The following is a 19,764-nucleotide window of genomic DNA, read 5'->3' on the forward strand; positions in this document are numbered from 1 at the left end:
GACGCCAGACGGGGTTGACGCGGGCCGAGTTACGTGGTTACTTAGTCGAGTAACTAACCAAGGAAGCGAGACGGTGTGATCGAAGAAGGCCGGCCCCTGTTCCTCCAGATCGCCGAGAGCGTGGAGGACTCGATCGTCGACGGCACGCTCGCCGAAGAGGCGCAGGCGCCGTCGACGAACGAACTCGCCGCCTTCCATCGCATCAACCCCGCCACCGCCGCGAAAGGAGTAGCCGTGCTGGTCGAGAAGAACGTCGTCTACAAGCGTCGCGGCATCGGCATGTTCGTCGCACCCGGAGCCCGCGAGCGCCTGCTCGCCGAGCGTCGGGCGGCTTTCGCGGACCGCTTCGTCGATCCCCTGCTCGCCGAGGCGGGCAAGCTCGGGCTCGGCCCCGACGACCTCGGCGCGATCATACGCGAGCGCGCCGCCCGCAGCATCTGATGCCCCCGGCATCCTCACCCTGGAAGGAAGCACGATGACGCACGTGATCGAGGTGAAGAACCTCACCAAGCGCTACCGCGACACCCTCGCCGTCGACGACGTGAGCTTCACGATCCACAAAGACACCATCTACGGGCTGCTGGGCCGCAACGGCGCCGGCAAGACGACGGTGATGTCGATCCTCACGGCGCAGAACTTCGCCACGCGCGGCGATGTGCGCGTGTTCGGAGAGCACCCGTACGAGAACGCGAAGGTGCTCGGCCGCATGTGCTTCGTGCGCGAGAGCCAGAAGTACCCCGACGACGCGACCCCGCGCCACGCCTTCGCGATGGCGCGCCTGTTCTACCCGAACTGGGATCAGGAGTTCGCCGAGCGTCTCATCGACGACTTCCAGCTGCCGATGAAGAAGACGATCAAGAAGCTCTCGCGCGGCCAGCTGTCGGCCGTCGGCGTCATCATCGGCCTGGCCTCGCGCGCCGAGATCACCTTCTTCGACGAGCCGTACCTCGGGCTCGACGCCGTCGCCCGGCAGATCTTCTACGACCGCCTGCTCGAGGACTACACCGAGCACCCCCGCACGATCATCCTGTCGAGCCACCTGATCGACGAGGTCTCGAACCTCATCGAGCGCGTGATCGTCATCGACCGCGGGCGGATCATCATGGACGAGGAGACCGACGCCATCCGCGACCGCGCCGCGAACATCGTGGGCGAAGCAGCGGCCGTCGACGCGTTCGTCGCGGGGCGCGAGGTGATCCACCGCGAAGCGCTCGGCCGCGTCGCCTCGGTCACCGTACTCGGCCGCCTCACCGCCGAGGAGCGCGCACGGCTCGAGGCTGCCGGACTCGATGTCGCACCGGTGTCGCTGCAGCAGCTCATCGTCCGCACCACCCAGCACGCCGGCGGCGCCGGATCATCCGCCCTCGCCGCCGATGCCACCACCGACGAAGGAGCACTGCGATGAGCCGCACACTGAACGTCGTCCGCATGCAGCTGGTCAACCGTCAGACCTACATCTGGGTGCCACTGCTGGTGCTCGCCGGCTCGTTCCTGCTGAGCCTCGCGATCTACGCGCTCATCCCCACCGACGAGGCCAAGTACGGCGGTGGCGCGCAGGCGCCGCTGTGGTACTTCCTCGCCGTCGGTGTGCAGGCGCTCACTCTCACGTTCCCGTTCTCGCAGGCGATGAGCGTCACGCGCCGCGAGTTCTACCTCGGCACCCTGCTGACCGCGGCGATGACCTCGGGCATCCTGGCCGTCATCTTCACCGTCGGCGGACTGATCGAAGAGGCGACCGGCGGCTGGGGGATGAACGGCTGGTTCTTCCGCCTCGACTGGATCTGGGGCTCCGGCCCGCTGGCCGCGCTGGTGTTCTACTTCATCTCGGCGATGCTGTTCTTCATCGTGGGGTTCTGGTCGGCGACGATCTACAAGCGGTTCGGCTCGCTGATCCTCACGGCCGCGCTCGTCGGCCTCGGCGTCGTGCTCGTCGGGGTCGTGTTCCTCATCACCTGGCTCGAGGTGTGGCCGCAGGTGTGGACGTGGCTGGTCACACAGGGTCCGGTGGGCTTCACCGGCTGGATGACGCTGATCGCCGCCGTCCTCGCTGCGGGGAGCTTCACCACGCTGCGTCGCGCCGTTCCCTGACATCGACGGAGAAAGACGGATGCCTCGGCCTCGGCCGGGGCATCCGTGCGTTCAGGCGGGCGTTCGGCGGCTCAGCGGCCGTCGGCAGCCTCGGTGTGGTGGCGGATCACCTCGGACACCACGAAGTTGAACCACTTCTCGGCGAAGGCCGGGTCGAGGTCGGCCTCTTCGGCGAGCTGGCGCAGGCGCGCGACCTGACGCTCTTCGCGCGCGGGGTCGGATGCCGGCATCCCGTGCTCCGCCTTGAGGTGCCCGACCTGCTTGGTGGCCTTGAACCGCTCGGCGAGAAGGTGGATCAGGGCGGCGTCGATGTTGTCGATGCTGCCGCGCAGGCGCTGCAGCGTCGTCGTCGGGTCCTCGGTCATGGCGGCCTCCTCGGCCACGACGATACCCGACGCCCGATCCTGCCCTGCGCCGCGCGGGCGCGCGGCCCTAGAGTGTGACGCATGACCGACGCGAATCCCGCCGCCACCCCGGGCGAGGCGACAGCCCCCCTGGCCGCCGACCCCGCACAGGGGACGGATGCCGCGATCCCGGCCGAGTCCGCCGCGACGACCGGCGCCGGCTCGAGCAAACCGTTCTGGGCGCGTCTCGACAGTCCGTTCACCGTCGGGTTCCTGCTCACGCTCGGCGGCCTGGCCGCCGTGCTCCTCGGGATCGCCATCACGAACATCGCGACGATCCTCATCTACATCGCCCTCGCGGCTTTCGCGTCGCTCGGTCTCGATCCGGTGCTCAAGTGGTTCGAACGGCACAACGTCAGCCGCGTCTGGGCCATCGTCATCGTGTTCCTGATCTTCGGCGTGCTCCTCATCGGTCTGATCTGGCTCGTCGTGCCGACGCTCGTCGACCAGATCAGTCAGTTCGTCACGGGCATCCCCCAGACGATCACCGCCTTCCAGAACACAGACTTCTTCCACTGGCTGGAAGGCATCTTCGGCGACGGGCTCGCGACGCTCGTCGGCGACCTCCAGTCGTTCATCACGAACCCCGCGAACATCGCAGCGATCTCAGGAGGACTGCTGAAGGTGGGCGCCGGGATCGCGACCGCGATCTCGGGCGGGCTCATCATCATCGTGCTGACCCTCTACTTCGTGGCGTCGCTGCCGGCGATGAAGGAGTCGCTCACCCAGTTCGCCCCGGCCCGCAACCGTCCGAAGGTGCGGCGGATGACCGACGAGATCACCGACTCGGTCGGCAGCTACCTCATGGGCATGGTGATCCTGGCGTTCTTCAACTCCATCGTCGCCTTCCTGCTGCACTTCTTCCTCCAGCTGCCCTACCCGCTCCTCATGGGCGTGCTGGCCTTCATGATCACGATCATCCCGCTCGTCGGCCCGGTCCTGTACTGGATCACGGCGTCGGTGCTCGCCCTGTTCACCAGCCCCGTGGCCGCCCTGATCTTCGCGATCGCCTACCTCATCTACATCCAGATCGAGGCATATGTGATCACGCCGCGCGTTATGAGCAAGGCGATCTCCATCCCGGGCTCGCTCGTGGTGATCGGCGCCCTGATCGGCGGAACCCTGCTCGGCCTGCTGGGCGCCCTCATCGCCGTCCCCGTGACGGCATCGATCCTGCTGATCATCAAACAGGTCTTCCTTCCTAAGCAGGACGCCAAGATCTGACGTCGCCGCCGGTGAACACCCGGTGACGGGGCTCGACCTGCCCTGCGATCTGCGCCAGGATCGGGACATGACGTTCACCGACCCCTCCCCCGCGATCAGCGAAGCCAACCGACGCCTGCGAGAGACCCTGCCGTTCGACGACACCGCAGACTTCGACAACGCCGACCGCGGCTTCATCGCGACGCTCGACCCGCTGATCATCCGCAACGACGCCGGCTACGTCGTCTGGGACGGCCAGACGTACGACTTCCTCACCGGTGAGGCACCGGCATCGGTCAACCCGAGCCTGTGGCGTCAGTCGACGCTCGTCGCCAAGCACGGCCTGTACGAAGTCGTCGAGGGCCTCTACCAGGTGCGCGGGTTCGATCTGTCGAACATCTCGTTCGTCGAGACCGACTCGGGTGTCGTCGTCATCGACCCGCTCATCTCGGCCGAGCCGGCCGCGGCCGCGCTCAAGCTCTACCGCGAGCACCGCGGCGACCGCCCCGTCATCGCGGTGATCTACTCGCACAGCCACATCGACCACTTCGGCGGTGTCTTCGGCGTCGCCTCGCAGGAAGACGTCGACGCCGGCAGGATCGAGATCATCGCCCCCGAGGGCTTCACCGAGCACGCGGTCGCCGAGAACGTATATGCCGGAACGGCCATGGGCCGGCGCGCCGGCTACATGTACGGCGCCAAGCTGGCCCGCGGCCCGAAAGGACAGGTCGGCGCGGGGCTCGGACAGTCCACGTCGAGCGGGCTCGTCGGACTCATCGTTCCCACGAAGGACATCAGCACCACCGGCGAGACCTACACGATCGACGGCCTCGAGATCGAGTTCCAGATGGCGCCCGGCACCGAGGCTCCGTCCGAGATGCACTTCTACTTCCCGCGGTACCGCGCACTGTGCATGGCTGAGAACGCGACCCACAACCTGCACAACCTGCTCACCCTGCGTGGAGCGGTCGTGCGCGACCCGCACGTGTGGTCGAAGTATCTGACCGAAGCCCTCGACCGGTTCGGTGACCGCACCGACGTCGTGTTCGCCTCGCACCACTGGCCGACGTGGGGCGCAGAGGACATCCACGCGTTCCTCGGGATCCAGCGCGATCTGTACGGCTACCTGCACGACCAGGTGCTTCGGATGCTCAACCGCGGTCACACGGGCATCGAGATCGCCGAGACGCTCGAGCTGCCGCCGGCGATCGAACGCGCCTGGAGCACGCGGGGCTACTACGGCTCGGTGAGCCACAACATCAAGGCGATCTACCAGCGCTACATGGGGTGGTTCGACGGCAACCCGGCGAACCTGTGGGCCCACACCCCCGCCGAGATCGGCGCGCGGTACGTCGACGCGATCGGCGGCGTCGACCGCGTCGTCGAGGTGGCGCAGGCGGCGTACGACGCCGCCGACTACCGCTGGGCTGCCACCCTGCTCAGCCACGCGCTGTTCACGGATGCCGCGCACCCGGGCGTTCGAGCCCTCTACGCCGACACCCTCGCGCAGCTCGGCTACGGCGCCGAGAACGGCACCTGGCGCAACTTCTTCCTCTCCGGTGCCACCGAGCTCACCGAGGGCAACTTCGGAACGCCCACGCAGACGGATGCTCCGTCGATCGTCGCGCAGCTCTCGCCCGAACAGCTCTTCGACGCGTTCGCTATCCAGGTCGACGGACCGAAGGCGTGGGATCTCGACCTCGCGACCGACGTGACCTTCAGCGACCTGGGCCGGTCGTTCCGCGTGACGCTGCGCAACGGCGTGCTGGTCTACAGCGAGAAGGCGCCCGCGCCCGATGCGCAGCTGCACATCACGCTCACGAAGATGCGACTCCTCGCCGTCGCCGGCGGCGACGTGTCGCAGGACGGCATCGAGGTGGAGGGCGACTTCGGCGTGCTCTCGACGCTGCTCGGCGTGCTCGAGCCGGGAGACCCCGACTTCGACATCGTCCTGCCGTAGGTCCCGCGCGTTTCGTCTCGGGTGCTGCGCGCCCTCGCTCAACGACCGGCCGGTCGCGAACACCCCGGTCGTTGAGCGAGCGCAGCGAGACGAAACGCCCCACCCGGCCGGTCGCACATCCCCGGTCGCTGAGCGAGCGCAGCGAGACGAAACGCCCCACCCGGCCCGTCGCACATCCCCAGTCGTTGAGCGAGCGCAGCAAGACGAAACGCCCCACCCGGCCCGTCGCACATCCCCAGTCGCTGAGCGAGCACAGCGAGACGAAACGCCCCACCCGGCCGGTCGCACATCCCCAGTCGCTGAGCGAGCACAGCGAGACGAAACGCCCCACCCGGCCGGTCGCACATCCCCGGTCGTTGAGCGAGCACAGCGAGACGAAACGCCCCACGCGGCGCGACTCAGCGCAGCGGAAGCAGGCAGGTCGGGCTCGGCCCCGCGGTGCGGTGACGCGCCCGGCCGGGCACACCCGTCCGGATGTCGAGAGTGAGCGAAGCGACCTCGTCGCCGAGCTGACCGGCCACGATCAGCGCGTCGCGGGCAACCACGTGGTGGCGGGGCCAGCGCACGCCGGCCTCGACGAGGGCCACCGGGGCGAGCTCGTCGCCGGCGCCGCGCACGCGCACCGCCGCGAGGGTGTCCGACCCGCGCACGCCCGCGTACAGGAACGCCCGGTCGTGCGAGAGGGCGAGCTCTGCGGCGGTGTCGCCGGGCTGCGTCGGGCCGAGCGGCACCCCCGCGATCACGCGCCAGGTGCCGGTGACGTCGGGAGCGAGCACGAAGACCTCGCACGACAGTTCGGCGACCACGTACAGGTGCCCGCTCGGGTGCCACGCCATGTGCCGCGGACCGCTGCCCCGCGGCAGCACGACGTCGTGGGCGTGGCGCAGGCCCGCGGCGCTCGCGCGCCACAGGCGCACGATGTCGAAGCCCATGTCGGTGGTCGCGACGAGGCCGCCCGGCAGGAACAGCGACTGGTGCGCATGCGGAACTCGCTCGGATGCCGCGGCGTCGGCGGCTCCCGGCTCCAGCTCCGCCGGCTCGGTCGGCGCGCGGTCGTGGTCGGGAACGAGGTGGGCGTACTCGTCGCCCGCGGCCTCGCGGAGGGCCCGTGCCGCGGCCGCGAGATCGACCCCGCCGTCGAACGCATATGCCGCCGCGGCGGGCGACGCCGGCGAGCCGGTGCCTCCGTGGGGATCGACCGGATCGGGCGCGATCGTGGGGCTCGACGGCCGGCCGGCGGCATCCAGCGACATCCGCACCACGCGACCATCGCCCCAGCAGGTGGCGAGGAGGAACGCCCCGCCCGGGTCGACCGCGATGTGGCACACGAACGATCCCGCCTCGACCGGTGCTCCGAGCGGCACGAACGACGCCTCGCCCGTGCGGCGGTACGCCTGCACGGCGCCGGCGCCCTCGAGGGCGGCGTAGACGACGTCGCCCCGCGACAGGCTCGGCGACCCGGATCCGAGACTCGCCTCAGTGCCCGGGTGAGCGGTCAGCCACGACGGCGACGCTGCAGCGGCGACCTCGCCGGCGTACGCCAGCGGACCGCCCGCGGAAGCGCCGTCGGCGTCGCCGACGAGCAGCATCCCGATCCCCGACGCGTGGCCGTCCATGTCGGCGGTGTACCCGCCGAGGAGCAATCGCATCAGTCGACGAGGTCGTGGCGCACGATGACGGCGTCACGCGCCGCGCCCACGCCGATCACCGAGATGCGCGTGCCGCTCATCTGCTCGAGGGCGAGGATGTACTGCTGCGCGGTCAGCGGAAGCTCGTCGAACGTGCGGGCGCCCGAGATGTCTTCCTTCCAGCCCGGGAAGTACTCGAGGATCGGCACCGCGTGGTGGAAGTCGGTCTGGTTGACCGGCACCTCGTCGAAGCGCTCACCGTCGACGTCGTACGCGACGCAGACCGGGATCTGATCCAGGCCGGTGAGGATGTCGAGCTTGGTGATCACCAGGTCGGTGATGCCGTTGATCCGTGTCGCGTAGCGCGTGATCGGGGCGTCGTACCAGCCCACGCGGCGCGGACGGCCGGTCGTGGTGCCGAACTCGAAGCCGCGCGAGCGCAGCCAGTCGCCCTGCTCGTCGAACAGCTCGGTCGGGAACGGACCCGCTCCGACGCGCGTCGTGTAGGCCTTCGCGATTCCGACGATGCGGTCGAGGCGGTTCGGGCCGACACCCGAGCCGGTGGCGGCGCCGCCGGCGGTGGCCGACGACGAGGTGACGAACGGGTAGGTGCCGTGGTCGACGTCGAGCATGGTCGCCTGGCCGCCCTCGAACACGACCACATCGCCGGCGTCGAGCGCCTCATTGAGCTGCAGACCGGTGTCGGCAACCATGGGCCGCAGCCGCTCGGCGTACGACAGCAGCTCCTCGACGATCTCGTCGACCGAGATCGCGCGCCGGTTGAAGACCTTCACCAGGAGGTGGTTCTTCTGATCGAGCGCGCCCTCGACCTTCTGCCGGAGGATGTTCTCGTCGAAGAGGTCCTGCACGCGGATGCCGACCCGGTTGATCTTGTCGGCGTACGCCGGGCCGATGCCGCGCCCGGTGGTGCCGATCTGACGCTTGCCGAGGAAGCGCTCCGACACCTTGTCGAGGGTCGTGTGGTAACCCGTGATGATGTGTGCGTTGGCGCTCACGCGCAGTCGCGATGTGTCGACGCCGCGGGCGTGCAGTGCCTCGAGCTCGTAGAACAGCACCTCGAGATCGACGACCACGCCGTTGCCGATGACGGCGTTGACGCCCGGCGACAGGATGCCCGACGGCAGCAGGTGCAGCGCGTACTTCTCGTCGCCGATCACGACCGTGTGGCCGGCGTTGTTGCCGCCGTTGAACTTGACGACCCAGTCGGTGCGGTCGCCGAGCAGGTCGGTCGCCTTGCCCTTGCCCTCGTCACCCCACTGGACTCCGACGATCACGATGCCTGGCATGGGCTACTCCCCCGTTTATCGGACGGTTACACCCCATCCTATCGACGCGGTCACCCGGACCGCCGATATCGTGACGCCATGAGCCGATCCGCGTGGGCGATCACCTGGAACTCCGTACGCCTTGTGATGGCCGTCGCCATCGTCGCAGCGATCACGACGCAGCTGTCGGCATCGATCGCGACCGCGACCGACCTCGGCCGCGACCTCGGCACGACGATCGCGAACTTCTTCAGCTTCTTCACGATCCTCTCCAACGCCGCGGCTGCGGTCGTGCTGGCGTGGACCGCGCTCTGGTACTTCGCGCGCGCACGTGCGGCCGGCGCGGCGGGGGCGGCGGGGGCGGATGCCGAGCCCTCCGGTCTCGCCGTGGCACTGGCATCCGTCACCACCTACATGGTGATCACAGGCATCGTCTACAACGCCCTCCTGCGCGGCATCGAGCTGCCGCAGGGCAGCGAACCGGTGCCCTGGTCGAACGAGGTGCTGCACCTCATCGCGCCGCTCGTCCTCGCCGCCGACCTGTTCGTCGGCCCGCTCCGCCGCGCCCTGCCGTGGCGGGCCATCTGGGTCGTCGTCGCGTTCCCGATCGTCTGGGTCGTCTACACGCTCGTGCGCGGACCGCTCGTGACGAACCCCGCGAGCGGCGACCCGTTCTGGTACCCGTATCCGTTCCTGAACCCGAACAACCCCGGCGGCTGGCCGTCGGTCGTCGTGTACGTGCTCGGCATCGCCGCAGCCATCATCGCGATCGCCGCCCTCGTCGTGTGGTGGGGCCGGCGGGTCGGGCGTGCGGAGCGTTCTTCTCCGGTGGGCGCAGGGGCGTCCGCGGCATCCGATATCCCCTGATCAGGCACCAGATACAGCGCTTCAGCAGAAGTGTCCGCCGAACGGTGGACACGTTGTAGACCCCACACAACAACGCATTGCGGGCAGCCCTGTTCCGCAGGATCCCGGCGCCAACGATTCGCGCCGCGCGGTACCAGTGAGGCCACATTCGCCCTCAGGGGAGATGGCACGCGAAGAGCGTGATGTCGAATTGGGGTGATCTCATGAGCTGGGCATGGTTTCGAATCGCGGCGGGGATGACGGCGCTGTCGGGCGTCGTCGCAGGATTCATCGTCAACGTCGATCGAGCGGCACGGGAGGAGCAGGCGCTCAGCGCCGTGCTCGCCAACTACTTCAGCATGTTCACGATCGTCTCGACGCTGCTGAGCGTCTCGGTGCTCGGCTTCGCCGCGGCATGGACGCTGCGGCACCCGGGGACGGCACGCGAGCCGCTGAGCGTGGCGCTGTCGCTCGCGGCGGTCGCGGGTCCTGTCCTGCTGCTCGGGCTCGTCTACAACCTGCTGCTGCGCGACCTGCCGGCTCCGGTCGCGCTGGGCGACTCGGCGGGCATCGCGATGCTCGACACCTACGCGGTCGAGGTGCTGCACGTGGTGATGCCGCTGTTCTTCGTGCTCGATCTGCTGTTCGCCCCGCACCGTCGCGGACTGCCGTGGTGGTCGCTCGGAGTGCTGGTGGGCTACCCGGTCGCCTGGGTCACCTACACGATGATCCGCGGTGAACTCGTCGCGAACCCCGACGGCACCACGCCGTGGTGGTACCCCTACCCGTTCCTCGACCCGCACGGCGCGGGTGGCTACGGCTCGGCGTTCCTCTACATCGGCGCCATCACCGCCGGGTTCCTCGCGATCGGGGCGATGATCATCCTGATCGGGCGCTACCGGGAGCGCCGTGCCGTGCACCGGAGCGCCCCCGCGACCCACGGACCGCTCGCCATCTGACGCTCACGCCGCCGGCATCCTTCCCGATGCCGGCGGCGTTCGCCTCAGTTCTGGCGGCGTCGCCGGACGATGACCAGCGCCGTGATGCCGCCGCCGAGCAGCAGCACGGCGATGATGCCCGCCGTCCACAGCGTCGCGGTCTGAAGCCCTGTCGGGGGCAGCGGCGGCGGGACCGGGTCGAAGGTGTTCGTCACGACGATCTCGACGGCGCCTGTGCCCATCACAGTGGTCGCCGTCGTGCCCTCGAGCGGCACGCCGTCGATCGTGATCGTCGTCGCATCGGCGCCGCCGGTGTCGACCTCGGTGATCGTGCACTCCGCACCGGTCGGCAGGAGCGTGACGAGCGGGCCGATGGGTCCGCCGATCTCGTACGTCCCGTCGCGCAGGAGCAGGCCCGGCGCCGGATGCGATGCGTCGATGAGCACGCAGCGCACGTCGAAGGTGAACGAGCGGCCGGCGAAGTCGGATGCACCGGCGCCGTCGACCACCTTCGTGACGGTGATGGGCGGGTCGAGGTACTCGTTGACGAGCTCCACCGAAGTCTGATCCGCGGCGTCCACGTTCGGCAGCGGAGCGAGCTCCGCGACCGTGCCGTCGACGGGGTCGCCGGTGACGCCTGCCTCGGTGACCGCGACCGTGGTGCCCGCGGCATCCATGGTGTCGGTCTCGGTGACGGTGCACTCCGCACCCTCGGGCAGCTCCGTCCAGATGATGGTCTGGCCGTCGGCGATCGTCTGCGTCATCGGCTCGGCCGCCGTGACCGACCCGCCGTTCCACTCGCAGGCGAGCTCGACCTCGAATGGGCCGTAGGTCACGGGGTCGCCGTTGATGTCGACCGCGGTCGTCGGGGCGACGGTCTTGGTCACCGAGACCTGCGCGAGATTGAAGGTGTTCTGCACCTCGAGGCTCGGCTGGGGCTGGTCGTCGACGCTGAGGATCGTCGGGTCGGTGACGACGGTGAACCGGTACGGTTCGCCGTCGCCGGCGACGACGTCGCCGTTCTCGTCGAGGATCGCGGTCGAGCTCGCCCCGCCGTCGCCGGTCTCGGTGAGGCTGCACTCGGCTCCGGTCGGGAGGTTGGTCCACAGGGCGGTCGGCGACGCGGCGCTCACGGTGCGCGCGATCCCGTCGGGGATGCGGACCGGCTCGCCGTCGCGGAAGCACAGCAGGCGCAGATCGAACTCGTCCGTGCCGAACTTGTCGACGCCGTCGCCCGCGAAGGTCTTGGTGACCTCGAGCGAGCCGGTGAGGTACCAGTTCGTCGCCGTGACCGTGGCGAGGCCGCCCTCGGCCGGCACCGTGCCGACACCGGTAGCGAGGTCCTCACCGTCGTTCGGCTCGATCACCACGGCATCCGCGCCCGCCAGGTCGGGCTCGGTCACGGTGCACTCCGACCCGGCCACCACCTGGGTGACCGCCGTCTGCCAGTCGTTCGCGGCGCTCAGCTCGACACTGCCTTCGAGCACCACCTCGCCGTCGAACGTGCAGGAGTAGTCCAGCACGAAGCTGTCGGCGCCGAACTGGTCGGCTCCGGCGCCGGCCACCTCCTTGCGCAGCAGCACCTCGGTCGCGTTGAACACGTTGGTGTACGACACGGTGTTGACCACCGCGGTGCTGTCGGGCTGCAGCTCGGGGATCACGACGGTGCGCGTCTCCTGATCGATCTGCGGCGCGAGTTCACCCTCGGCGCCCGGCACGTCGGCCTCCGTGATCGTCGCATCCGCGCCGCGGGGGTCGGTCTCGGTGATCGTGCACTCTGCGCGAGCGGGGATCGGCGCGATCGTCTCGGTCTGGTTCCCGTCGAGCGTGAAGGTCTCGTCGACCACGGTCTCGCCCTGGAAGGTGCAGACCACCTGGAACCCGAACTGCGTCGGGGTCGCCGCCGACTCCGAGACCACCGTCTTGCCCACCTCGAGCGATGCGGTCTCGAAGACGTTCGTCACGGTGACCGTGACCGGCTCGGTGGCATCGGGGTCGACGACGACCACGCCGTCGGCCGGGTCGAGTTCCACACTGGTGGCACCGCCGTCGGAGGTCTCGGCCACGGTGCACTCGGCGCCGTCGGGCAGATCCTCGTACGTGGTGGTGAGAGACGTGCCGGCCGACAGGGTGCGAACGGCACCCCCCGGGATGCTGTCGGCCGGAATGGCCTCGCCGTTCCAGGTGCAGTCGATGCCGATCACGAAGTCGCCCACGGCCCATTCCGCGGCATCCCCGTCGATCACCTTCTCGACGACGATGTCGCCGACGTCGAACGTGTTGTCGACCGTCACCTCGACAGGCTCGACGTCGCTGCCCTGGGTCACGACGACGTGCCCGACTGACGTGTCGGAGCCGTCGTTGGGTCTGATGACCACGCTGCTGGCGCCGCCGTCGTCGTCCTCGATCACGTCGCACTCCGAGCCGACGGGCGCTGTGAACGGCTCGCTCGTCGTGTCGGCCTCGAGCTCGACGACGACCGGGAACCCGGGGAGGGTCTGGCCGTCGAACGCGCACGACACCTGCACCGAGAACGGACCGGCGCCCCACAGCTCGGCGCCGTCGCCGCTCACCGTCTTGGTGACCTCGAGCGCCCCGAGCTCGAAGGTATTGACGACGCGCAGCGAGAGCTCCGTGTCTTCCTCGATCGTGAACACCCGCACGGGGTTGCCGTCGGCGTCGAGGATCTGCGTCTCGGTCGCACCGCCGTCGTCGGACTCGGACAGGATGCAGCGGGCGCCGGTCGGCAGCCGGTCGTAGGTCGCCGTCCATCCGCCTGCCTCGGTCAGCTCCCGCGTCGGGCCGCCGGGAATGGCGACGACGAGGATCGCGCTGGTCGGATCGACGCAGAGCAGAGTGACCTCGAACGGACCCACGTAGTCGGGGTCGTCGAAGCCCTCGATCTCCTTGGTGACCGTGAGGCTGCCCTCGGTGTAGGTGTTGGTGACCGTCACGAGCGCGGTCTCGGGCGAGCCGTCGGGCACGATCGTGACGGGCGAGGTGGCGACGTCGACGTCGTTCGCGAACCCGGTGTCGGTCTCCTCGACGGTGCACACCGATCCGGCCGCGATGCCCTCCACCTCGGCGGGCACGGTGGGCGTGATCTGGAGGTCGCCGTCCCACGTGGTCACGTCGCCCAGCGTGCAGGTCACGTGCACAGTGAACTCGGACTCCGCGAACGGCGAGTCCGCCGGCGCGATGACCTTGTCGATCTGCAGCGGCCCGACCTCGTAGGCGTTGACGAACGCGACCGAGTTGGTGATCTCGGTGCCCTCGTCCGCGGTGAGGATGACGGTCGTCGAGGTGCCGTCGACGGGCGCGACGGGCCCTTCGGCGGTCTCGCTGGCCACGGTCGTCGACGATGCGTTCGCCGTGCCGGACTCGGTGACGATGCACTCGGCGTTCGCCGGCAGTCCGTCGAGCGTGACGGTGTCGCCGTCGGCGATCTCGAACACCATGGGATCGTTCTCGTCGTAGCCCTCAGCCCAGACCTCGTCGCCCAGGAAGGTGCACGTCACCGATACGTCGAACGGACCGAACTCGATCGGCGTGCCGTTCGCATCGACAGCGTCGGACTCAACGGTCTTGCCGATCTCGAGTCCGGCGAGCTCGTAGACGTTCTCGATCGCGATCCGTCCGACGGCGCGCTCGCGCACGGACTCGGCGATCACCGTGTCGGGGTCGACGTCGAACGACACCTGACCCTGGGGCTTCTCGTCGAGTGTGCACTCCGCGCCCCACGGGAGCCCCTGAACCAGTTCAGGTGTGGGCGGCGTCACCGTGATCACCCACTCGGCGTCGGGGTCGGTGCTGCCGGGCGGAGTGACGGGGACACCCACCGAGGTGCAGTCCACGATCACCTCGAATGACTCCGGCGCGTACTGCGCGCCGTCGCCCTCCACCTCCTTCGCGACGATGATCGCCCCGGTGGCGAGCGCCGCACCGACCTGCGTGCCCTCGCTCGGCACCATCGTGCGCGCGTCGATCCCGGTGTCTTGATCCTCGGTCGTGTGGGCGCCCGTTGCGACGGAGTTCCAGGCGATCGTGTCGTCGCCTGCCTCCTCATTCTGAGACGGTGTGGTCGTGACCCCCTCTATGAGGATCACTTCGCCCGGCTCCAACGGATTGTCAGGCATATCGACGACGGTGCGCACTCCGGTGATCGACGCCGGGTCGACGCTGAGCGGGGCGACCCACGCGCCCGGGGCGCACGCCTCGAGCGGATCGCCGGGCTCGCCCGGCGCGTACACGTCGGCCGCACACACCTCGGCATCCGTAGTCACGAGATACGTGATCTGGGCCCCGTCGGGCAGCTGCACTGCCGTGAGCGTCGCCGCGTCGAGCTGCGGCGTCCATTGCGAGCCGCGGTCGGTGTCGCTGATCGCGCCCGTATCCCCCGGCTTCGGCAGCTCGTCGACCAGGACGAGTCGATCGAGGGCGACGTTACCGGTGTTCTGGATTCCGAATCGCCAGACGACCTCGCCGCCGGGCTTCGACCGCGGAACGCACGGCCACCAGTAGAAACCCTCGTCATCCGGGTCGATGAGAGGCCCGGCGTTCGGCGCGTCGCATCCCTGCTCCAGTCGGGTGCGGAAGTCGAAGGCTCCGAGCTCGGTGTCCACCGCGCGCACGACCTTGCCCGAGCGCACCGCGCCGGCCACGAGAGGCGTGACCACGGCGTCTGCCGAGCACTCGTCGACCGGCGTCGCGACGTTGTTGCAGCTGTCGAACTGACGGTCTCCGGAGATCGTCGCGGTGTTGGTCACCGGCGCCCCGCCCGGAACCCCCGGGGCGAAGATCATGTCGATCGTGATCGTGTACGACTGACCGACCTCGAGGGCCGAGCCGTCGGCGAAGCTGAACGTCACCGTTCCCGACGCCTCGTCGACGACGGTCGTGACCTCGGCAGGGTCCTCCGGCAACGGTGTTCCCGTCGGCGGCACAGGGGCATCGCCCGCCAGGGCGAACGTGTAGGGTTCGGGGTTGTCGGGGTTGAGGATGAGCGTTCCCGGCGCGGCCGGCGCATCCACGATCACCGGATTCGCGATCGGCCAGTCACCGCTGTTGGTGACCGTGATCGTGTACGGGATGCTCTGCCCAGGCGAGTACTGGCCGCTCGGGGTCTTCGTGATGACGACCTCACTCGAGGCGTGCTGGTAGAAGATCGTGTCCTCGGCGAAGTCCGACACCGTGCCCGGCAGGCCGATGGCGCAGGTGGGGGCGAGGATCGCGCACACCGTCGCCGAGCTCTCGTTGGTGAACTCACCCGGAGCCTCCTCGCCGGGTGCCGCCGTGTTGCCCGCGAGGTCGCTGGGCACCTCGCCTCCGCTTCGCAGCTCGGTGCGGCGCTGCACGAGCACCGGCACCTCCTGAAGGGGGTCGGTCGGGTTCTCCCACTGAACGGGCGTTCCGGTGTCGTCGACGGATCGGAACCCGAACCGCACGCTGTCGACCTGGTCGGCCGTCACGTCGGGCGGCAGCGGCGTGGTGAGGAACGTCGCGAGGTCGACCCACGGGCCCTCCTCCCAGGTTCCGCCCACCGCGACCACGCCGGAGCCGGTGTCGACGAACGTGCTGCCCACGCGCGCGTCCATGCGCACCTGGTTGATCGGCGTCGCGAGCGCGAAGGAGGGGTCGATGCCGACGTAGTCGAACGCGTTCCAGAAGGTCGGCGCGGTGTCGCCGATCACCATCGTTCCGACGCGCGCCGAGGTGTCGACCGAGGGCTGGCCGGTGAGCGTCATCACGACCGGGCTGCCGTCGGGCTCGATCTGGGTGTCGGGGTCGAACGTCTTGCCCGCGCTCACCCCGATCTGCAGGTCCTCGAGCGTGACGGTGGCGGAGGCGTCCGCCGTGGGGATGTTGTCGTCGGTGCCGCCGCCGGCATCGGCGACCGTCGCCTGCGCCGCGTTCGTCACGGGGCTGTCGGTGGTGGCGACGCGCGTGTCGGTGGTGCCGCGCACGAACTCGCGCAGGCGCAGATCCATCTCGACGACGGCGACGGCCCCGGCGTCGATGCGCCCGTCGTGCGTCACGACGATGGCAACGACGTCGGCGAGAGCAGCCGACCCCCGGCCGAGCGCGACACTCGCCTCGATCTCTTCGGTGTCGTCGCCGAAGCCGTCGCCGTCGGTGTCGTGGATGAGGGTGACGAGGGTGGTCTCGGTGCCGCCCGGGATCGAGATCTGCCGGATGTCGTAGAGGTCGAACTCGCGGAACGGGCTGTCCTCCGGCGCCGTGTCCGGCGTCGGGTCGGAGATCGTCAGAGTGTCGACCTTGGTCGCGGTGCGGTTGGTCGCCGTCAGCTGAACGCGCCCGGTCGGGTACGCCGACTGCGGGATGCCGTCCGGCGGAACGCCGAACGGGCTGTTCGACCAGGTCTTCTCGAGATCGACGTTCAGCGGCACGTCGATGATCGCGATGGTGTCGCTGTCGTCGGTGTCGATGACGGTCTCGCCGGTCGAGTCGGTTCCCGTGACGTTGGCGACGTCGAGCACCGTTCCGATCGTGCCGTCGGGGTCGTCTGCGCTGTCGTCGATGTTGTACTCGAGCGTTCCGATCGCCGGCTGCGCCGGGTCGGAGCGGAGGTAGTCGCGCAGCTGCACGTCGACGAAGATCTGCCGGTCGTTGCCGGTGGAGCGGGCCACGCCGCTGCCGACGGGGGGTGCCGTGAGGTCACCCGCGGCCGTCGCGGCGCGCGTCGGGCTCTCCTCCCACAGCAGTCGGATCCCGAGAGCCTGCTCCCGGTCGGCCGCCGTCAGCGTCACGCCGGGGAAAGCGCCGTCGCACGACGCCGGGCAGGGGTCGTTCTCGAGGTCGACCCACGCACTGCCGTTCCACAGCTGCACCGCGGTCACCTGGTCGTACTGGATGTAGGCATCCATGTCGGAGGTGATGGCGGGTACGCCGGTGATGTCGAACGCATCCCAGAACGACCCATGCAGCTCAGCGGCATCCGGGCTGCCTGCCGGCGACGCCGGTGGAGCAGCCTCGTCCTGCACGGTGAGCTCCTGCACGTCGCTCAGCCCGCCGGTGGACCAGTTCAGGGTGATCCGGGCGTCCGCCTGCGAACGCGCGGTGATGACGTTGGGCTCGATGTCCTTCTCGAGGGCGTCGGGGCCGTCGCCGTCGGGGTCATAGGGGTCGAGGTCGATCTCGGCGCAGGCGGTGTCGTCGGCCGACGGGGTGGACTGCAGGCCGCCGCTCCCGGTGGCCGAGCTCTGGCCGCAGTTCGCGAGGGTCGCGGGGGCCACCGTCTCAGGATCGGGCACGCGCTCGGTGTCGCGCACCTCGGCCGAGAAGTGCGGCTCGACCGACGTGCCGGGCGGGAAGGGCTCACCGTCGTCGGCGGTGTAGGTGAACTGCAGACCCTGGATGAGCTCCTGCTCGCCGGGCGGGATCTCCATGCTGAACACGGTCGGACCCTCGACGACGACCGGATCGCCGCTCGCGTCCAGCAGCGGCACCCACGCCGAGCCGTTCCAGTAGGTGATCGTGAGCGTCGCACCCGCGGGCACGGCGGTCTCGGTGATGGCCGTGGCGTTGAAGCTGTCCCAGAAGGTGCCGTCGACCGAACCCGGGTTCGCGGGGTCCTGCACGACGATCGTCTCGGCGCCCGTGGTCGACCGGGGGAAGTCGGCGATCTGGCTGTCGAGGGTGACGAGCACCCACTCGCCCGGACGGTCCAGGATCGTCGTGGGGTAGATCGACTTGCCCGTGATCACCTCGAGGTGCTTCTCGTAGACGACGAGGTCGGCGCCGGCCTGCTCGGTCGACGAGCCGCCGTTCGGGTCGGTGCCGATGACGTCGATCACGTTGGGGATCGTCGCGGGGTAGCCCGCCTGGTCGGGATCGGTCTGCACGTCGAAGCTGATGTCGACCGTCGCCTCGGGCGGGATCGCGCCGGTGAAGGTGATCGACCAGCGCACCACGTCTCCGCTCGGCGCCGGGGGCTCCTCACCGTTTGCAACGGGGAGCGGCCCTTCGGAGGTGCCGTCGTCGTAGTAGTAGGTGATGGTCGCGCCGGAGGCGCCTTCCGGCCACACGATCGGGTCGGTGAACCCGGCGAACGCCATCGACTGGTCGAACCCGTCGGCCCACGGGTCGTCGGGGTCGGTGAGCGTGGGCTCGGTGATGGTGAGCTCGGACAGCGTGAAGTCGCTGCCGTTGCCCGCGGTGATCGTCGCGGTCGAGGTGTCGCCGGCGGCGACCTCCTCGGGCGAGAACGACTTCTCGGCGATGACGTCGATGTTCGCCGCGAGGATCTCGTGCGTCGCGTCGTCGGTGTCGGTCTCCGTCTCGTCGCCGAGGCCGACCTCGCTCTCCGCGATGTTGGTGACGGTGAGGTTGCCCGCGAGTTCGCCGACGTCGTCGGGGTGCTCGAAGTCGAGGTCGACTCCGCCGGTCGCCCCGTTCGGGATGCCGGGCGCTGTCGTGCTGGTGAAGACGATCTGCACGCCGATGACATCCTCGGGCGGGACGCCGGCGGGTGGACCGGGCTGCGCCGGGTTCGTCGCCGGGTCTCCGGCGACCGGACCTCCGTCGGTGATGTAGACGATCTGCGCGGTCTCGGCGCCGTCCGGATACGAAACCGTGCCGACTCCCGTGAATGCGAGCTGGTCGAACGGATTCGGGGTGGCGGTCGGGTCGGCCGGATCGCTGATCGTCAGCGTGTCGACCTCGGCGTTCGACTGGTTCGTCGCGGTGATGGCCGCGACGACCGGCAGCCCCGGGGTGGCCAGCGCGCTCGTCGGGTCGAAGGTCTTCGTCGTCTCGACCGCGAGTTCGAGCGGCACGACGGGCGTGACCTCGGCTGTGTCGTCGAGCGGGCCCGAGGTCTGCGTGTCGGCATCGGTGACCGCGGTGTTCGGGACCGGGATGCCGTTGGCGGAATACGGCAGATCGGGGTCGGCGTGCACCTGGATCGTCACCGATCCCGTCGCGCCCGCCGGGATTCCGGCGGATCCGTCGGGGAGGGTGGAGGTGAACTCGACCAGCACCGACTGGCCGTCCTGCGTGACGTCGCCGGCGAGACCGGAGGAGATCACGACGTCGTCGACGATGAACTCGTCGGGGACCACATCGGTGACCTGGGCACCGCTGCACCCCGCGCCGAGCGATGTGCAGGTGAGGGTGATCGTGTAGGTGAACGTCTGACCCGGCTGCACCGTCTCGACGCTCGCGGTCTTGATGACCTCGACGTCACCGTCTGCCGCGACAGCCGGAACGGTGGCGACAAGAGCGCTGCCGAACCCGAGGGTCAGAGCCGTGACCGCGGCGATCCACCGGCGTCGCACCCGAAGGCGCCGCTCCCGTCGGTCACGATCGTGCATGCGCAAACCCCCCGGTCTTGGTCACTCCCAGACAGCCTATGGACAACTCACAGGAGTTTCCAGGCGTTACGGGAGTGCC

The 19,764-nt window shown here is 69.4% G+C and carries 11 protein-coding genes; 7 read left to right on the top strand and 4 right to left on the bottom strand.

Annotated features, from left to right (window positions below):
* The first annotated feature begins 75 nt into the window (after positions 1-75).
* The 3 genes from JOD63_RS14300 to JOD63_RS14310 are packed head-to-tail and all read left to right on the top strand — an operon-like array spanning position 76 to position 2,088.
* Positions 76-441 (top strand): GntR family transcriptional regulator, encoded by a 366-nt coding sequence (locus tag JOD63_RS14300; RefSeq protein ID WP_045276666.1) that lies wholly within the window; start codon positions 76-78, stop codon positions 439-441.
* A 34-nt stretch (positions 442-475) separates the two neighbouring features.
* Positions 476-1,405, top strand: coding sequence for an ABC transporter ATP-binding protein (locus JOD63_RS14305; RefSeq protein ID WP_045276665.1), 930 nt, complete (start codon positions 476-478; stop codon positions 1,403-1,405).
* Positions 1,402-2,088, top strand: a complete 687-nt coding sequence (locus JOD63_RS14310; RefSeq protein WP_045276664.1) for a hypothetical protein — start codon at positions 1,402-1,404, stop codon at positions 2,086-2,088. Before JOD63_RS14305 ends, JOD63_RS14310 begins: the two co-directional genes overlap by 4 nt.
* Before the next feature lie 71 nt (positions 2,089-2,159).
* Here the strand turns inward: JOD63_RS14310 and JOD63_RS14315 are convergent, their stop codons facing one another.
* The gene (locus JOD63_RS14315) at positions 2,160-2,453 is read right to left on the bottom strand and encodes a chorismate mutase (protein ID WP_045276760.1); all 294 of its coding nucleotides are present in this window, start codon (positions 2,451-2,453) and stop codon (positions 2,160-2,162) included.
* 81 nt (positions 2,454-2,534) lie between these two features.
* Between JOD63_RS14315 and JOD63_RS14320 the strand changes: the two genes are divergently transcribed.
* Both JOD63_RS14320 and JOD63_RS14325 read left to right on the top strand, forming a co-directional pair.
* Complete coding sequence (locus JOD63_RS14320) at positions 2,535-3,716, top strand: AI-2E family transporter (RefSeq protein ID WP_045276663.1); 1,182 nt, start codon at positions 2,535-2,537, stop codon at positions 3,714-3,716.
* A 67-nt stretch (positions 3,717-3,783) separates the two neighbouring features.
* Positions 3,784-5,655: an alkyl/aryl-sulfatase gene (locus JOD63_RS14325; protein WP_045276662.1), complete on the top strand. Its 1,872-nt coding sequence runs from the start codon at positions 3,784-3,786 to the stop codon at positions 5,653-5,655.
* Between the two features lie 398 nt (positions 5,656-6,053).
* Here JOD63_RS14325 and JOD63_RS14330 read toward each other — a convergent pair whose 3' ends face one another.
* Both JOD63_RS14330 and JOD63_RS14335 read right to left on the bottom strand, forming a co-directional pair.
* Positions 6,054-7,304, bottom strand: coding sequence for a lactonase family protein (locus JOD63_RS14330; protein WP_045276661.1), 1,251 nt, complete (start codon positions 7,302-7,304; stop codon positions 6,054-6,056).
* Positions 7,304-8,590: an adenylosuccinate synthase gene (locus JOD63_RS14335; RefSeq protein ID WP_045276660.1), complete on the bottom strand. Its 1,287-nt coding sequence runs from the start codon at positions 8,588-8,590 to the stop codon at positions 7,304-7,306. Before JOD63_RS14335 ends, JOD63_RS14330 begins: the two co-directional genes overlap by 1 nt.
* A gap of 78 nt (positions 8,591-8,668) precedes the next feature.
* Between JOD63_RS14335 and JOD63_RS14340 the strand changes: the two genes are divergently transcribed.
* Positions 8,669-9,436 (top strand): Pr6Pr family membrane protein, encoded by a 768-nt coding sequence (locus JOD63_RS14340; protein WP_245243952.1) that lies wholly within the window; start codon positions 8,669-8,671, stop codon positions 9,434-9,436.
* A 203-nt stretch (positions 9,437-9,639) separates the two neighbouring features.
* On the top strand, positions 9,640-10,374 hold the full coding sequence (locus JOD63_RS14345; protein WP_157004040.1) for a Pr6Pr family membrane protein: 735 nt from the start codon (positions 9,640-9,642) through the stop codon (positions 10,372-10,374).
* A gap of 44 nt (positions 10,375-10,418) precedes the next feature.
* On the opposite strand, the gene JOD63_RS14350 is transcribed toward JOD63_RS14345, so the two are convergent.
* Positions 10,419-19,685, bottom strand: a complete 9,267-nt coding sequence (locus tag JOD63_RS14350) for a DUF5979 domain-containing protein (RefSeq protein WP_157004039.1) — start codon at positions 19,683-19,685, stop codon at positions 10,419-10,421.
* Positions 19,686-19,764 lie beyond the last annotated feature (79 nt).

This window comes from Microbacterium terrae, assembly GCF_017831975.1.
Classification (GTDB): domain Bacteria; phylum Actinomycetota; class Actinomycetes; order Actinomycetales; family Microbacteriaceae; genus Microbacterium; species Microbacterium terrae.

Coding starts and splice junctions, on each gene's coding strand:
- JOD63_RS14305 (WP_045276665.1), top strand. CDS start 476: ATGACGCACGTGATCGAGGTGAAGAACCTCACCAAGCGCTACCGCGAC.
- JOD63_RS14310 (WP_045276664.1), top strand. CDS start 1,402: ATGAGCCGCACACTGAACGTCGTCCGCATGCAGCTGGTCAACCGTCAG.
- JOD63_RS14315 (WP_045276760.1), bottom strand. CDS start 2,453: ATGACCGAGGACCCGACGACGACGCTGCAGCGCCTGCGCGGCAGCATC.
- JOD63_RS14320 (WP_045276663.1), top strand. CDS start 2,535: ATGACCGACGCGAATCCCGCCGCCACCCCGGGCGAGGCGACAGCCCCC.
- JOD63_RS14325 (WP_045276662.1), top strand. CDS start 3,784: ATGACGTTCACCGACCCCTCCCCCGCGATCAGCGAAGCCAACCGACGC.
- JOD63_RS14330 (WP_045276661.1), bottom strand. CDS start 7,304: ATGCGATTGCTCCTCGGCGGGTACACCGCCGACATGGACGGCCACGCG.
- JOD63_RS14335 (WP_045276660.1), bottom strand. CDS start 8,590: ATGCCAGGCATCGTGATCGTCGGAGTCCAGTGGGGTGACGAGGGCAAG.
- JOD63_RS14340 (WP_245243952.1), top strand. CDS start 8,669: ATGAGCCGATCCGCGTGGGCGATCACCTGGAACTCCGTACGCCTTGTG.
- JOD63_RS14345 (WP_157004040.1), top strand. CDS start 9,640: ATGAGCTGGGCATGGTTTCGAATCGCGGCGGGGATGACGGCGCTGTCG.
- JOD63_RS14350 (WP_157004039.1), bottom strand. CDS start 19,685: ATGCACGATCGTGACCGACGGGAGCGGCGCCTTCGGGTGCGACGCCGG.